Annotated in this window: 14 protein-coding genes and 1 riboswitch; of the genes, 5 read left to right on the top strand and 9 right to left on the bottom strand. The window is 65.0% G+C overall.

The genetic code is table 11. The annotated features are described in order from the left end of the window. Nucleotides 1-7: 7 nt before the first annotated feature. Nucleotides 8-604: a TetR/AcrR family transcriptional regulator gene (locus FPZ47_RS15780; protein WP_144952589.1), complete on the top strand. Its 597-nt coding sequence runs from the start codon at nt 8-10 to the stop codon at nt 602-604. On the opposite strand, the gene FPZ47_RS15775 is transcribed toward FPZ47_RS15780, so the two are convergent. Beyond that, nucleotides 564-1,586: a prenyltransferase/squalene oxidase repeat-containing protein gene (locus tag FPZ47_RS15775; RefSeq protein WP_144952587.1), complete on the bottom strand. Its 1,023-nt coding sequence runs from the start codon at nt 1,584-1,586 to the stop codon at nt 564-566. The genes FPZ47_RS15780 and FPZ47_RS15775 overlap by 41 nt on opposite strands. A 212-nt stretch (nt 1,587-1,798) precedes the next feature. Between FPZ47_RS15775 and FPZ47_RS15770 the strand changes: the two genes are divergently transcribed. Together FPZ47_RS15770 and FPZ47_RS15765 are read left to right on the top strand one after the other, a co-directional pair. Then, complete coding sequence (locus FPZ47_RS15770) at nt 1,799-3,037, top strand: MFS transporter (protein ID WP_144952585.1); 1,239 nt, start codon at nt 1,799-1,801, stop codon at nt 3,035-3,037. 484 nt (nt 3,038-3,521) lie between these two features. Further along, nucleotides 3,522-4,718, top strand: coding sequence for a sodium-dependent bicarbonate transport family permease (locus FPZ47_RS15765; protein ID WP_144952583.1), 1,197 nt, complete (start codon nt 3,522-3,524; stop codon nt 4,716-4,718). 72 nt (nt 4,719-4,790) lie between these two features. On the opposite strand, the gene FPZ47_RS15760 is transcribed toward FPZ47_RS15765, so the two are convergent. The 8 genes from FPZ47_RS15760 to FPZ47_RS15725 all read right to left on the bottom strand — a co-directional run bounded on the left by FPZ47_RS15760 (nt 4,791) and on the right by FPZ47_RS15725 (nt 13,219). Next, the gene (locus FPZ47_RS15760) at nt 4,791-6,326 is read right to left on the bottom strand and encodes a MutS-related protein (RefSeq protein ID WP_144952581.1); all 1,536 of its coding nucleotides are present in this window, start codon (nt 6,324-6,326) and stop codon (nt 4,791-4,793) included. Then, nucleotides 6,323-7,855: a MutS-related protein gene (locus FPZ47_RS15755; protein WP_144952579.1), complete on the bottom strand. Its 1,533-nt coding sequence runs from the start codon at nt 7,853-7,855 to the stop codon at nt 6,323-6,325. Before FPZ47_RS15755 ends, FPZ47_RS15760 begins: the two co-directional genes overlap by 4 nt. A gap of 32 nt (nt 7,856-7,887) precedes the next feature. Next, nucleotides 7,888-7,948, bottom strand: a riboswitch (Fluoride riboswitch). Nucleotides 7,949-8,179: 231 nt separating this feature from the next. Continuing rightward, complete coding sequence (locus FPZ47_RS15750) at nt 8,180-9,367, bottom strand: alpha/beta hydrolase family protein (protein WP_144952577.1); 1,188 nt, start codon at nt 9,365-9,367, stop codon at nt 8,180-8,182. A 65-nt stretch (nt 9,368-9,432) separates the two neighbouring features. Further along, a complete protein-coding gene (locus tag FPZ47_RS15745) occupies nt 9,433-10,005 on the bottom strand; it encodes a carboxymuconolactone decarboxylase family protein (RefSeq protein WP_144952575.1) in 573 nt (190 codons plus the stop codon). A 208-nt stretch (nt 10,006-10,213) separates the two neighbouring features. Further along, a complete protein-coding gene (locus FPZ47_RS15740) occupies nt 10,214-11,002 on the bottom strand; it encodes an alpha/beta fold hydrolase (RefSeq protein WP_168209469.1) in 789 nt (262 codons plus the stop codon). Then, a complete protein-coding gene (locus tag FPZ47_RS15735) occupies nt 10,999-12,003 on the bottom strand; it encodes a hypothetical protein (RefSeq protein ID WP_144952571.1) in 1,005 nt (334 codons plus the stop codon). The genes FPZ47_RS15740 and FPZ47_RS15735 overlap by 4 nt, the downstream gene beginning before the upstream one ends. Nucleotides 12,004-12,044: 41 nt before the next feature. Then, the gene (locus FPZ47_RS15730; RefSeq protein ID WP_246133442.1) at nt 12,045-12,647 is read right to left on the bottom strand and encodes a carboxymuconolactone decarboxylase family protein; all 603 of its coding nucleotides are present in this window, start codon (nt 12,645-12,647) and stop codon (nt 12,045-12,047) included. Continuing rightward, on the bottom strand, nt 12,644-13,219 hold the full coding sequence (locus FPZ47_RS15725; protein ID WP_144952569.1) for a carboxymuconolactone decarboxylase family protein: 576 nt from the start codon (nt 13,217-13,219) through the stop codon (nt 12,644-12,646). The genes FPZ47_RS15730 and FPZ47_RS15725 overlap by 4 nt, the downstream gene beginning before the upstream one ends. Before the next feature lie 119 nt (nt 13,220-13,338). On the opposite strand from FPZ47_RS15725, the gene FPZ47_RS15720 reads away from it, so the two are divergent. Then, nucleotides 13,339-13,935 (top strand): TetR/AcrR family transcriptional regulator, encoded by a 597-nt coding sequence (locus tag FPZ47_RS15720; protein WP_246133441.1) that lies wholly within the window; start codon nt 13,339-13,341, stop codon nt 13,933-13,935. A 310-nt stretch (nt 13,936-14,245) separates the two neighbouring features. Next, on the top strand, nt 14,246-14,509 hold the full coding sequence (locus FPZ47_RS15715; RefSeq protein WP_144952565.1) for a tRNA-binding protein: 264 nt from the start codon (nt 14,246-14,248) through the stop codon (nt 14,507-14,509). Nucleotides 14,510-14,651 lie beyond the last annotated feature (142 nt).

Below are 14,651 nucleotides of genomic sequence, written 5' to 3'. Positions count from 1 at the left end.
TCACCGGATGCCAACCGATCTCACCCGGGTCGACACGCCGCGCCGCCGCAGCGAGAAGTCACGCACCGCCATCGTCAACGCCACCCGGGAGCTGCTGATGGAGCGCGGGTTCGACGGCCTGACCATCGAGGCGGTCGCGGCGCGGGCCGGGGTGGGAAAGCAAACCATCTACCGCTGGTGGCCCAGCCGTCCCGCGCTGGTCGCCGACGTCATCCTCGAAGACGCCGACCGGATCCTGGGATCTGTCGACCACACCCCCGACCTGGCCGCCGACCTCGTGGGGTGGGTGCGCAAGCTCGCCGCGGCCCTGACCACGGCCCGCGGCTCGGCGATGCTGCGCATCCTGACCGTCGCGTGCATGGAACACGAGGACACCGCCGTCAAGCTGCGGGCCGGCTTCAGCGCTCCGCTGCACGAGAGCGTCCGGGCACGGCTGCTGGCACACGGCGCCGACGAGGCGACTGCGGAGTCGGCCGCCGACGCCGTCGTCGGTGGCGTGGTCTATCCGATACTGTCTGACGCACAAGCGTATTCGTTGTCCCGGGCCGAGCTGACAACGCGCCTCATCGTCGGTGCGCTCGCGGGGGGGCGGGGCGCGTGCTGAGCGTGCTGCGGGGGGCGCCAAGCGGTGGCCCGGGGGTTTCCGATGCCCGCTCGAGCTGCGGGAATGCGGTCCCTTCGTTCGGTCGGCGTGGGTCGTGCCGCAGCAGGTGTTCAGCGCACAGCCCGCGCCAGGTGTCGCGCAAAGTGGCCACCGCACCGTGACGCGCCCCGAGACCGCCGTTCGGACGCTGGAGAAGAACCAGGCTTGCGGCGATCGCCGCGGGCCACCGAGGCGGCATTTCCAGCGCGGCGGCGATCACCAACCCTCCCCATAGCGCGCCGACCGTCGTCGCGTGCGAATCGGGGCGCACCCGAATCCCAACCGCCGAATCCTCACAGCCGCGCAGGAAGCGGCCAACCGCGCGGGAATCCACGGGAATTTCACCGGCGCGGCGGGCCAGTTGCACGGCTAACGCGGTGGTCTCGACATCTGCACCCGGACGCGCCCAGCCGCCGCGCGACTCGGCCGAGACGGCGAGCAGGTGGGCCACCTCCGTCGACTGGTCCGGGTCGAGTGCCAGCAGTTCAGCCAATCGCAGGAGACCCTGGATTGCGGCGCGCGTGTCCTGCGGTACGGCTCGTCTCGTTGTCAGCAACCGCTGAGCCCAGCCGGCCAGCCACGTCCACGGTGAACGCAACGGTGCTGATCCGAGGAGTTCCAGTCCCCGCAGCGCTGCCCAGCCGATGGTCAGGCTGGGGTAGCCGCCCTCGTCGTTCTGCAGGTGCCGCAGCCATTGACCGGTCGCTTCGGGCGCAGGAGGCTCGACACCGAGCAGTAGCAACGACGCCAGCGCCGCCAACGTGTCCGGCGCGTTCGGTTCCTCGACGCCCCACTGCGGAGTGCGATAAAAGCAGAATCCGCCGGCAGGAGTCTGCCGTCTCAGTACGTAGTCGGCCGCCGCCCGGTGATCGAGCACCGCTCCGCCGGCGGGCCGACCGCCTTCCTCCCCGTGCGACGTCGACGGCCCGGGGTGCTGCGGCATGGCTACATCGAACGGCGGGCAGGCGGCGGGCGATAGGGTCCAATGTCACCGCCGCGCACCGAACGGCGTCGACGTCGGGCGCGGCTCCCGGTCACCAAAGGCGGCGCCCGACAGCCACTCTCGTCTTGCCGGTGCGGGCATTGTCAGGTTCCGCGAAACCGCTCGGGCCCCCGGACCGTTTACCGATCCGCCACGCGGTTACCTTCGTCACCATGGGCATCGAGACCGGTGCGGGCAGCGGCCGGGAACCGTCGCAAAAGTGGCTTACTCCCGGCGTCGGCGCCGTGGGTGCGGCAAGCTTCTTCTCGGACACCGGTCACGAGGTGACCACCTCGGTACTTCCCTCTTTCCTGACCGGCACCCTGGGCGCCTCGGCAGCGGCCCTGGGTGTGATCGACGGCATCAGCGACGCGTTGATCGGCGTGATGAAGCTGACCGGCGGCCCGCTGGCCAACGACCCCGACAGACGGGGACGAACCGCCTCGGGCGGCTACCTCGGCACGGCGTTGGCGACGGGAGCGATGGGCGCGGCGATGACGGTCTGGCAGGCCGGCGCGCTACGGGCTCTCGCGTGGCTGTCCCGTGGCCTGCGGTCACCGGCGCGCGACGCGCTGCTGGCGTCGCTGAGCCCGGAGTCCGCCCACGGGCGAGCCTTCGGCCTCGAACGGGCCGGCGACAACCTGGGCGCGGTGGCGGGCCCGCTGCTGGCCGCCGGGCTGGTGGCCTGGATCGGAATCCGGCCTGCGTTGTACCTGGCCGCCATCCCCGGGCTGTTCGCCGCGGTGGCGATCGTCGTCGCCGCCCGGGAGTCGCGTCGCCACAGCACGGACGGCAACCGGTCGGTGCAGCGACGATTCGAGTTCAGGCAATTGCGCGATGCGGGCATGCTGCGGGCACTGCTGGCAGTGGCGTTGTTCGAATTCGGCAACCTCGCCACCACCCTGTTGATCCTCCGGGCGACCCAGCTACTGCATTCGCCGCAGCGGACGGCAACGGCCGCGGCGTCGCTCGCCATCCTCATCTACGCCGTGCACAATGTCGTCGCTGCGGGCGCGTCGCTGACCGCCGGCCGGTGGTACGACCGCGCCGGACCCCGGGCGGTTTTCGCCACGGGCGCAGCCGTTTACGTGATCTCCTACGGCGTCTTCGCGGCGGGTCCCCACAGCGCGCCGCTGGTCGCGGTCGGGTTTGCGCTGGCCGGCGCCGGTATCGGGCTGGCCGAGCCGACCGAATCGGCCGTGATTTCCCAGTTGCTGCCCGATCGGCTGCGCGGCAGCGGATTCGGCCTGCTCGGCGCGGTCCAAGCGGTCGGTGATCTGGTGGCCACGGTGGTGGCCGGCGTGCTCTACACCACGGTCTCACCCACGGTGGCATTCGGTTACGCCGCCGCGTGGATGGCCATCGCGGTCTTCGCGGCGGGCATGTTGCGCCCGGCCGACCAGCATGCCTAGTCCCCTCAGCCGCACAGTCCCCTCAGCCGCACAGTCCCCTCAGCCGCACAGTCCCCTCAGCCGCCCCCCTTGAGGGCGCGCCCGTCGAGGTCGCTTCGGAGCGGCCGCGGCGACCGATGCGTGAATGACGCTGCCCTGCTGCGGCAACAGCCGACGGCCCGACGACGGCCAGCCGAAAATCCCATATCGCTATCCACCGCTTGGGTGTAGGGTTCTGCATACCTGCAGTAAGCGATGGGGCTCGCTAACGCACCGGCGCTCGGCCGCTATGGCCGGCCAGACGGCGCTAATGGCTTCTACCTGCTGGGTCGTCGACACACCCGGCCCGCGTCCAAAGGGTAGGAGTCGATCATTCCCAGCGCCTTGTTGCCGCATGAATTCCCTGCCTGGGCAGTCGCAGCTGCGCGCCATCGGGCTGTTGTCGGCGGGACGCGTTCACCCGCCCGCAAATTCCCCTGTGCAACCCGGACCACAGGAGCAACCGATGCTTCTTGAACTCTGGAACAACTTCACCCACAACCTGTTCAAGCCACTGCTGTTGTTCTTCTACTTCGGGTTCCTCATACCCATACTCAAAGTGCGGTTCGAGTTCCCGTACGTGATCTACCAGGGCCTGACCATGTACCTGCTACTGGCCATCGGTTGGCACGGCGGCGAAGAGCTCGCCACCATCGACCCGTCCCAGATCGACAACATCGCTGGTTTCATGGCCCTGGGATTCGCGTTGAACTTCGTGATCGGCATTGTCGCTTACGTGCTGTTGAGCCGAATCAGCGCGATGCGCCAAATCGACCGCGCAACGGTCGCCGGCTATTACGGATCGGATTCGGCGGGGACCTTTGCCACCTGCGTTGCCGTACTCACCAGCTTGAGTGTTGGGTTCGACGCCTTTATGCCAGTCATGCTGGCTGTCATGGAGATTCCCGGCTGCTTGGTGGCCCTGTACCTCGTCTCACGACTGCGCAACCGCGGGCTGGATGCCGAGGGGAACATGCCCGGCGAGCCTGGTTACGCGCCGCCGGCGATGTCGGGAACCGGGCCCGGGGCGGCTACGCAGCCGGTACAAAACCGGGACCTTGACGCCGAGCGTGGCCGGGCCGTCGAATACGAGCTGGAAGTCTCGTTGGAAAAGCTCGAACACGCCGAGAGCGGGCCGCGGCGCCGTGCGTCGAAGATGGCGCTGCTCAATGAGGTCGTGCTCAACCCTGGCATCTGTCTCCTGGTCGGCGCCATCGCGATCGGCTTCATCAGTGGTCTACAGGGCGAGAAGGTGATTCACGATGACGACACCTTCTTCGTGTCGGCCTTCCAGGGGGCGCTCTGCCTGTTTCTGCTCGAGATGGGCATGACGGCCTCACGCAAACTCAAGGACTTGCGATCGGCGGGTGCCGGCTTCATCCTGTTCGGGCTGATAGCTCCCAATGCCTTCGCAACGCTGGGGATTTTAGTTGCTCATGGCTACGCCTACCTGACCCACACCGAGTTCCTGCCCGGAAGCTACGTGCTGTTTGCGGTGCTTTGCGCTGCCGCGTCGTACATCGCCGTCCCAGCGGTCCAGCGGCTGGCCATCCCCGAGGCCAGCCCAACACTGCCGTTGGCGGCGTCGCTGGGCTTGACGTTCTCCTACAACGTGACCATCGGAATTCCGATCTACATCGAAATAGCCCGTCTGCTCGCCTGAAAACGTCCGCCGGTAACCGAGCGCGCGGCGCGCAATCCGGCTTGTGAAATCCGGGATTCCGCTACATCGCTGTCAGCCGGATCGCGCGTGCTCGCGGCCGAGGTCGCGACGCGGCGCTGCGCCGAACACTCTCCGAAACGAGTCCTCACCGTAGCTGGTGGGTTCGGGGGCACCCGGTTCCAACCGGAAGGTCCGCAGACCGTCGGGGCGGCGCTGGGCACGCAGAAACACGTAGGCGGGATGGTGCCGTTCATTCAGGCTGTGGGCCAGGTCGTACAGGTGGGTGACGAAAACGACCTTGACCCCGCTCTCGACCAGCGCCCGCACCACGTCTCGAGCAATGTGAGATCCCTCGCGCTCGTAGGTCGAGGCAAATGACTCGTTGCACAACAGCATCGACGTCGAGCCCACGAACTCGACGATCTCACTCATGCGGGCCAGCTCTTCGTCGAGTTTCCCGTGGACCAGACCGGCGTCTTCTTCCCGCTTGAAGTGCGTGAAGACGGCGTCCCTGACATTGGCGACAAACGACGTGGCCGTGACGAACATGCCGGCTTGCATCATGACTTGGGCCAGGCCGACACTACGCAAGAACGTCGACTTCCCACCCTCGTTGGCGCCGGTGATCATGAGCAACGACTTGGCGTCGGCATCGACGTCGTTGCCGACAACCGGCTTCCGGGCGGACAGGCACAAACCGGCGTCGCGCAGGTCGCGGCAGTCGAGTCGTGACGGGGTGAATGGCGTGGGGATCGGGAAGCAGATGGGCGCGGCGGATTTCGCGAGCTGCTCATGCAGGTTCGCACAAGCCAGATAGAAGCCCAACTCGATGCGCAACCGGCCGAAGAACCGCTCGACGTGATCCGCGGATTGGGCGACCGCGTTGGCGATGTCGTTGATACCGCGCCCGGCTAGGTCTGTGAGAGCCTGGGTGCCGGCTTCGTCGTGGTCGTCCACAACGAAGCCGCAGCCGCCAGAACGGTTTCCGGTCAGTTTAACCCACCAACTGCGCTGGGACGGCTGGTGCACGACGTAGTTCCTGCCCTTGTTGCCGAGACCGAGCCCGGCGCTGAGCAACACCCCGCGCGGGAGGTGCAACTCCGCCAGCTCTGCGCCGAGCCGCTCCAGGTAATCCTCGCTGAGCTGTTCCGTGATCATCTCCAGCAGTTGCCGAAATCCCGGTGAGGCGAATGCTCCGGCGTGCTTGTCACACACACTGCGCAATTGGCGGAGGTTGGTCGCGAGAAATTCAAGAGTCCGCACGGAGCGGCGCAGGATTGCCTGCGGGTCACGGGACATCAATCCCCCGAGAAACACTTTGCGCCGAACTTCGACACCGTCGACAGCGATGGCATACATTCGCTGCACCGCTTCCCGATTCGCCAGGCAGTCAGCCAGTACTTGCTGCCGATAGATGATGACGTCCGGCTCGGTGACAGCCGCGGGCACGATCTTTTTTACGGTTTCGAGCAAGAATTCATCGTCAGCGGCCATCGCTGTGTAGACGTGCCGAAGCCCCAGGTCGTCATCGACGAGGTCCTGCAGTCGCCAGGGCAGCCGCGGCGCGAGGTCCGGATCACGTTGAGGGTGCAGCAATCGGACCTTCATTGCGCGACCCTCCGTTTGAGAAGTTCGTGGGTGAGCCCGTATTTTTCGGCCAATGCCGCAGCATAGGCCCGGCCGTCGGCGGGGCGGCGGCTGAATCTGAACGTTCGGTGAGTCGGATCATGTTCTGCGACTTCCCCAACCATGCTGACGCAGGCGGGGTCCAGGGTGGACAACTCGTCGATGAAAGTCACGTAGACCGCGATACAGTTCAGTGCGATGATCCGTTCGAGTACCTCGCCCCCGATGAGCAAAGCATCGTCAGCGGTGGTCGAGGAGAAGCTCTCGTTCATGATGATGATGCTGGACCCGGTCGCGCGCGAGAGTATGTCGTGAATGCGCACGAGCTCGTCGTCGAGCTTGCCGTGGAGCGTCGATACCTCCTCCTGCCGTTCGAAATGGGTGAAGATCTGGTCGGGCAATGTCAGCCTGGAGCTGCCGGCGGGTACTGGGCAACCCAGTGACGCCAGGTAGGCACATTGGCCGATGGTTCGGGCCAGTGTCGTCTTGCCGCCTTGGTTCGGTCCGGTGACCACGAAGATTCGTTCGCGTCCCGACAGTGCAAAGCTGTTGGGCACGGGCGATCTGTCCTCTTTCAAGGTTTTGAGCGCCAGCGCCAGGTCGAAAACGTCTTCGGCCGTGGCGTTACCCGGCTCGTCGGTGACCTCCGGGTAGCTGAACGTCAGACCGGTCTCTCCGAAACGACCCATGAAAGCAAGGTAGGACAGATAGAACTGGATCTCATGTTCGAATCTGGCGATGTTCGGCTCGACGAACTCTGCATGCCCGCGGCAGAAATCACTCAGCATTGCGAAGACGTCGGGATAGAGTTCGGAAACGCACACGAGGATTTGTTCCTCGACGTGGTTCATGTCCTTGAACTCAGGGAGGTTGACACGGTAGTCCTTGCCGAAATCAGCGGTGAACCGCGCGAAAGTCTCGGCGACTGCCGAGCTGTAGTCAGCTCTCTCGCTGTAGCTTTCGACACGGACGCGCAGGCCGTCGATATGCACCAGGTAGCGTATGTCGCCAAGTCGCTCTCGTAGGGATTGCGTCTCGGCCACCAAACACCCGAAGGTTTCGCCTTCGGCATAGCGCGTGACATGTTGTGCGATCTTCCGAAGCGCCGAAGAGCGCGGTCGGACGCAGAACAGCTGGTCTGCTAGCAATAGCACCGCCTCACAGTAGCTTTCGATCGCCGCGATCAGCCATCCTTGCTGCTGTAGCGGATGCCAGACGTTCGCCGCCGTGTGGAGCCGATTCCGTACAGCGCGCATGCCGTCAGCGAAATCCTCAATTGCCAAACGCGTTTCATCGGCTTCGAGGTCGCGAAAAACTTGCTGTCGATACCGCACCGCCGCCACTTCCCGCAAGGGCGTGGAAAAGATCCGGGTGAGGTTGCCGTCATCATGACCGGCGATCACCGCAGCGATGATCCGGTCGAGATGGAGGTCGGCAAGGCATTCGTTCGACGCCTCGGCGCAGGCCACACCACCGACGTCGGAATCGAGAATGCTGACGATGCCAGCCATTTCGCTCCCTGCCTTCTACCGTGACTCAAGTGTCGTCGATAGAAGCCATCAGCCGGAGCGGCAGTTGAGGCGAGCTTCATCGCCTTGGCGACGATGTTACTGAATTCCGTCACGGCGCGCAAAGGGTTTGCCCATTCGCCCACGTTCCGGCCTCCGCCCGGTCGCCGGCGCCGCCGGATGGGCATACCCACCAGGCATCGGTCTAACGCGCGGTGTCATTCGGCGGTTATCTGCACCGCTTCTGACCGCATGAGGTACGTGGGTTCAGCGGCGTGACACGCCTGTGCATGAGCGAGGCAACGCGCGGGCGGCCTCGCCCCACCCTCAAGACCCCAGGGTGTCGTCCAGCCAGTCGAACATTCGCTGATGAAACAGCGTCAGCGCTCCCACATGACAGTGCTCCCCGGCACCCTCGGCGGCAGTGAACGTCAGAAGGGTTTTCGGGCACCGCAGCGCCTCGTAGAGCATGCGGGGCTGCCCCTGGAGGAACTGGTCGTTCTCGGCGTCGCAAACCAGGGTCGGGCAGGTGATCTGATGGGCAACCTGGGTGAGGTCATACTTGGTGACTTCGTCGTACAACTCTTGGGCTGTGGCGGTTCCGAACACCCACAGGGCGTTCGACAGCGTCCAGCGCAGCTGAGTCGGCAGTTGCTCGCGCTGGGCGATCAAACCATCCATCGTGGGGACCCACCGCTCGAAATCATGCTGTGCCGTTTGCCAATCAGGCAGGAACGCCGCGAAGTTGAGAATGCCGTCGTAAGCGATGCACGCGGCGATCCGGTGCTCGAAAGCGGCCGCCCGCGGAGCGAGGTAGCCGCCCATGCTCATGCCAAGCAGCACGATGCGCTCAGGGTCGACGCCGCGAAGGTTGATGGCGAAGTCCACGACGGGGGTGACCACAGCTTCCCAGTCGTGCCGGAATCGCAGTTTGTTGACCCGTAACGCCGACCCCTGACCGGAACCCTCGAAAATCAGGCAGTTCCACCCGCGCCGCCGCGCGGCCTCTCCCACGACGAAGAACAACTCTTCGACCGTCGAGTCGAAACCGCCGTGCGCGAGCAATGTGGGCCCACGATCATCGCCGCTGGCGTTGAGGTAGTAGCCCTCCAGCTCGATTCCCTCATAGGGGATCCCGACCCGCGTCCAGTGCGCTTGGACGTCGGGGGCGGCCCGGAACGTCTCGATCGCGCGTGCGGACGTTTCCGCCGCGCGCGGATCGTTGGATGGGTCGTCTCGAAGGAAGAACTCAGCGGTCCGGTAGTAATTGGAGGCTCGCAAGTAGGCGCTGCTGGCACTGGCGGCGTGCCCGTCACCGGCGCATTTATCGGCGATGGCAGCGATCCGGTCCGCCAGTGCACGCCATTCCCGATACCACGACTCTGTGTCGCCGGGCGTGATCCGTTCCGCGGTTGTGATGACCTCGCCGATATCGGCCCCTCCGAAGGCGGTGTATCCGACCGCACGCAACGTCTCAAACGAGAACGATTCGTCGGTGTCGAACATGAATCGCATGATCAATTCCTTATTATCGCAGGCTAACTCGCAATAGCACGTCGTGTAGCTGTACGCGAATGACATCACCCTAGCGGCGAGGTCCGTGAACCGATCTTGTCAGTGGTTTCCAACGGCACCCTTGTGCCGTTAAGGAACAAGCTCAAGAGGCTGAACCAGCCGATCGTCGCGATGTACTTGCGTGTGACGGTGACCCCGAACGCATCGAGTAGAGATTGGAGCACATTATCGGTGAGGGTGCCCGAAACAAGGAGTTCATCTGTCGCGGCGATCAAGAGCTTGTAATCAGCGCTGAGGCCGTCATCCGTGGGTTCCCCAGCGACCGCGCCAATCTCGGCATCGGTGAGTCCGGCGTTTTTGGCCATCTGCTCGTTGGCCTGCCACTCATAGGGACAGTTCAGCACGGATGCAGCACGCAAGATGATGACTTCCCGATGTTTGGCGTCAATATCCGGTTCATTGAAGACGGCCTGCACCATGCCGATAAGGACAGGGAACATGTCGCCGGTGCCACTCATCATCTTCATGACGTTGAGCGCGGTATCGGGGTTGTACGCATCGCCGAGCAGCGCCGTCAACTCGGCATCATCGGGAAGCGGAACCACCACGGCCGCGTTGTAAGGGCTTGGCTTCGCCATTTGCGTTTACCTCCTGGTGCTCGTCAACTGATCTGTACGGTTGTAGCGGTGTGCCTGATAGACAATGTTGTCCGCAGCAAGCCACGGCATCCCATCGCATGGCATAAGAAGCGGTCGATCTTCGTCGGTTGAGTCATTCTGCCGCCCAGGGGTCTCGCGGGTGCTGTCCTGGGTGGGGTTGTTGGCGAAGGCTGTTGCGTGGTTGCTCTCATCGTCGAGCGACGTATTCGACGGTGCGCAGGTAGTCGACGACCGCGGCGGCAACCGCGTCGGGCTGTTCGGGAAACAGAGCATGGCTGGCGTCGTCGATGACGGTGGTGGTAACCCGGTCGCCGTAACGGGCACGCAAGTCGCCCCATTCGTCGCGCTGGTGAAATGGGTCGCAGGCCGCGATGATCTCAAACACCGGTGCGTTCCCGGCTCCCCAATAGCGCGCGATGTCGGCGTGTTGCACGCAGTCCACCTGCATGGCAAGCGTTTCGGGATACCAGCCGGCCAGCCAGGGCGAGGGGTCGTGGCCGGGAGCGAAGAACGCCAGCCGCAGCGCCGCCATGCGAGTTTCCTCGGGCAGGGTGACGTCGCCTGCGCGCATCGGTGCGGTATTGATCCGCGCATCAACGGTTTTCCCGGACGCGGCCGCCAGGATCGCCGCGGCCACGCTGTCGGTATGGTGTACGGCTGTCGCGCGGGCCACGAAGTTTCCGAACGCATGCCCGAGAATGACCGCAGGCCCGTCGGCCACGTTGTCGATCACGTCTGCGATGTCGCGGGCCATGTCGGCGAAGGTCACACCGCTCATCGGTCCCGACGACCCGGCGACGCCGCGCGGCTCGGGGCGCAGCACCCGGTAGCCGGCGGCGACGAGCGCGGCAGCCAACGGGTCGAAGTCAGGCCCGGCATCGCGCCCGTAGGAGGGGATGACGAGGACGGGCGGTCCGTTCCCGTCGACGCGGGTGTCGATCGACGCCTGCCCGGTCCTGACGATGCGCCGAGTCACGCGGTCGCCTCGCTCGTCGGCGCGGCGGCGTAGTCCAGGTGGACACGCAGCACAGCGGCGCGCCGAACGACTCCGTTCGGTGGGGCGGTGGTGCCGCCATCGGTCGTGACGTAGGCGACCCGGCCGGGCTCGCCGTCCGCTCGGCCCCAGGCCGCACCAGACGGCCCGATCAAGGTGTCGTCGAACGGGTCGCCGGCGATGTGACGGACCTCGCTGCCGTGCCTCGGCTCTAACGGCGCCCGCTCGATCGTGTTGGCGCGGTGTCGGGTGATGTAGGCGAACCCGGCCTGTTCGTCGACGCAGAAGTCATCGGCGTTATCGATCGCGGCGACGAATTCCGCTGAGCCGACCGGGTTTTGTGTCGACGGGTCGACTGCCACGCGCATGAACACTTTTTGCGCGGTCGAGGTGTAGTAAAGGTAGCCGGTGTGTGGGCTGTACCGCACGCCGTTGACGCCCGGCTGCGGTGGCGGCGGTAGGTCACTGTCGGGGTCGAAGGCCATCGTGTCGTGGGCGAGCCACACCCGAGCGGTGGCGTGTCGAGTATCCTGCGTGAGATCGACCCGCCAGATCAGGCCGGCGAAACAGTCGGCGACGGCCAGCACTCCGGGCGCAAGGACGCAGCTGCCGTTGAGTGCGCGGGCTCGTTCGTCGAAGGTGCAGATGATCTCTGGTGTCACCGGTTGTCGGGGTGCCCAGCCGGTGAGATCGACTCGTGCCAAATGCGATTCGCCAGTGGTGTAACCCTCGGTGAGATTGACGACGAAGACCTCTGGTGCGACCTCGACGATCCCGGTGATCGGGTGATCGAAGGTGTGCACCAGGACGGGCTCGACCAGCGTGCCGGGCCGGGCCGGTGGCACCCACCACAGCTCGCGTTGCAGGACGACGGTGACCAACAGCGAGCCGTCGGCGCGCACGGCGAGATTCTCCAGGAAGTAACCCTGGGGGAAATGGGCCACCGGGGTAAGGGTCACGGTGGGCAGGGGCGGAAGAGACATGGTCGTTCTCCTTGAGGATGGCGCCGGGGCGGGCGCGACGGTCAGTGCGGGTGCCGGCCGGGGGCCGGGATCGCGAAGGCATTGAGGATGCCGCAGACGGTGTGGTAGATCCCGGTTAATGCCGTGATGTCGAAGACCCCGGCGGAGCCGAACCGTTGCACCGCTTGGTTATAGAGCGCTTCGTCGACCTGATGGGCGGTGGACAGTGCCCGGGCCAGGCGGTGGGCCGTCCGTTGGTCCTCGGGGAGCGCCTGAGGTTCGCGGCCGGCGACCAGTTCGGCGATGACAGGTTCTGGGAGTCCGGCGTGACGGGCCACCGCGGAGTGCGCGTACAGCTCATACGGGGCATCCCATACCGCGCCGACGGTCAGGATGACGACCTGTCGGGTGCGCTCGTCGAGCAAGCTGCATTGCTGTTCGGCTGCTTGCAGTTTGAGGAAGGCGGCGGCAAGCCCGGGGTTGAGCAGGCACGGATTGAACGGCCCGATCAGCCGCCCGTCGGTGGTGCTCGCCATAAATCCACTGCGCTGGGCCCACGGCACGGCGGTGGCCGTGATGTCGTCGAACAACTCTCGCGCCGGGTCGTCGAGAGCGTTCCGATCGGCCAGGGCCAGGCGACCGCCGAGAACGTCAGCGTCGCTCACTGGTCGAGTCCCCGCGCGTTGGCCGGGACATCGAAGGCGCCCAGCGTCATGCACACCATGGTGAACCAGCCCAGCAGCACCGCGACATCGACGATGCCTGCCTCACCTAACAGATCATGAGCGCGTCGGTAAAGCCCTGTCGGCACCACCCGTTGCGCGCTCAGTGCCGACGCCAGCTCGTAGACCACCTGCTCTCGCGGGTCATCGAATGACGTCGCAAGCCCAGCGATGAGCGTTTGGACCTGCCGCGCCTCGAGGTGGCCGTCGCGCTCGGCGATGATCTCGTGTTCGTAGGTGGCGTAAGCGCTGCGCCATCGTGCGGTGATCAGAACGGTGACGATTTCGATCTCGGCCTTGCTCAGCGTGGAGTCGTGCTGAAAATAGGCGCCGGTCGGCACGATCGTCGTGGACAGGGCCGGGTTGGCCAGCCAGATCTTGTGCGGGCCGGGCACCAGTCCCCGCAGTTTGCGGGTGAACTCATAGGCCTGCTTCATGGCCGGTGGCATCTCGTCGACTGGTGTTTCCACGAATCGGCCGAACGTGCCGAAGTCGGTGTCGGTGCCGGTACTCATAAGCCGTCATCTCCTCACCATCCGAGGGCTATCCGCGAGCGAATGTTCGCTTTTTATAGTATTCCTCGCCCTAAGTTGTCAAACGCGAACGCTCATGTTTTTTGTGCTACGGTGACTTGGTGCCGAAGGTGACCCAGCAATACCGTGCCGAGCGCCGCGCTCAGGTGATTGCGGCTGCGCGGCGCTGTTTCGTTCGCGATGGATTCCACGCCGCCTCCATGCAGGACCTCGTCGAAGAGGCCGGCATGTCCTCCGGCGCGGTTTACCGCTACTTCCCCAGCAAGGACGCGGTGATCGAGGCGATCGCCGCCGAGAACCTCGCACAGGTCGTCACGGTGTTGGAACAGGCCATCGAGGATGGCGCGAGCCCCCCGGCGGCGATCGCGACGGTGCTCGAGTTCGTCACCAGACGCCATACAGAGGACGGGTTCGCGGCGATAGCCCTGCTGGTGTGGTCAGAAGCCCTGCGCAACCCCACGCTGGCCGCACACCTGCGCGACGCCACTGCGAACGCCCTCGCCGCGTTGGGCGACCCGAAACCGGGACGTGGGAGGCATGGTTCACTCGACCCGACCGCCCTTGCCGACCTCTTGCTGTGTGTGCTGCCCGGGTATCTCATGCGGCTGGCCCTCGGCGGTCCCGAGGCCATCGAGAACGTCCCGGCCGCCGTCGAGAAAGTGTTTTCCGTCTCGGCGTCGAAGCCCAAGTCGGCGTAATTCCCTAATCGGCAGCATGTTTGGTGAACACTGTTCGTCGTTTGGCGTCACCACCATGGATAAGCCATTAATCGTCTATGCCACAACGTAATCAGTACAGTCTGGGATTTTTGCGGTGCACTTGGTAAGGCCGCCGTGCAATTGGAACCGAGGCATGAGCGCGACAGCATTCACCGACGCGCACACCTAGCCCGCGGCGGTCGGGCACCAGGACGGTGCACTGGGCGCAAAGCGCTCGCGCAGCTGGTCGTAGTGTTGGGCGACGCCAACCGCTGGCACAGCTGATTCGGCATTGACTGCGGGGTAGACTTTGACCTTCGAGCAGTTCGCAGCGGTCGATATCAGGGTGGGCCGTGTGATCGAAGTCGACGACTTCCCAGAAGCGCGGCGCCCCGCTTGGAAGCTGCGTATCGATTTCCGTCCCGAGATCGGGCTCAAGCGGTCCTCAGCACAGATTGCGAACTACTCTCGCGATGAACTGCTCAATCGAATGGTCCTTGGCGTCGTGAACTTTCCGCCGCGCCAAATAGGTCCCGTGCGCTCGGAGGTCCTGGTTCTTGGTACCTACTCTTGACGGACGGGTGCTCTTGATCAGTCCCGCACCGGGCGCAGCGCGTGGGTTGAGCCGCTCAGATTTTCGGTTCTATTGCCATGAATGTGGGTCGGGTGGGGTGTGCTATGTCTCGCGTGGCGTGACGGTCTGGGCGCACGGGCAG

It is taken from the genome of Mycobacterium helveticum, assembly GCF_007714205.1.
GTDB classification, from domain to species: domain Bacteria; phylum Actinomycetota; class Actinomycetes; order Mycobacteriales; family Mycobacteriaceae; genus Mycobacterium; species Mycobacterium helveticum.
This window is presented reverse-complemented; position numbering and strand designations above follow the sequence as displayed.

Bases quoted from the DNA above. Each gene is read 5' to 3' on its own strand.
- FPZ47_RS15780 (WP_144952589.1), top strand. From the start codon at position 8: ATGCCAACCGATCTCACCCGGGTCGACACGCCGCGCCGCCGCAGCGAG.
- FPZ47_RS15775 (WP_144952587.1), bottom strand. From the start codon at position 1,586: ATGCCGCAGCACCCCGGGCCGTCGACGTCGCACGGGGAGGAAGGCGGT.
- FPZ47_RS15770 (WP_144952585.1), top strand. From the start codon at position 1,799: ATGGGCATCGAGACCGGTGCGGGCAGCGGCCGGGAACCGTCGCAAAAG.
- FPZ47_RS15765 (WP_144952583.1), top strand. From the start codon at position 3,522: ATGCTTCTTGAACTCTGGAACAACTTCACCCACAACCTGTTCAAGCCA.
- FPZ47_RS15760 (WP_144952581.1), bottom strand. From the start codon at position 6,326: ATGAAGGTCCGATTGCTGCACCCTCAACGTGATCCGGACCTCGCGCCG.
- FPZ47_RS15755 (WP_144952579.1), bottom strand. From the start codon at position 7,855: ATGGCTGGCATCGTCAGCATTCTCGATTCCGACGTCGGTGGTGTGGCC.
- FPZ47_RS15750 (WP_144952577.1), bottom strand. From the start codon at position 9,367: ATGCGATTCATGTTCGACACCGACGAATCGTTCTCGTTTGAGACGTTG.
- FPZ47_RS15745 (WP_144952575.1), bottom strand. From the start codon at position 10,005: ATGGCGAAGCCAAGCCCTTACAACGCGGCCGTGGTGGTTCCGCTTCCC.
- FPZ47_RS15735 (WP_144952571.1), bottom strand. From the start codon at position 12,003: ATGTCTCTTCCGCCCCTGCCCACCGTGACCCTTACCCCGGTGGCCCAT.
- FPZ47_RS15725 (WP_144952569.1), bottom strand. From the start codon at position 13,219: ATGAGTACCGGCACCGACACCGACTTCGGCACGTTCGGCCGATTCGTG.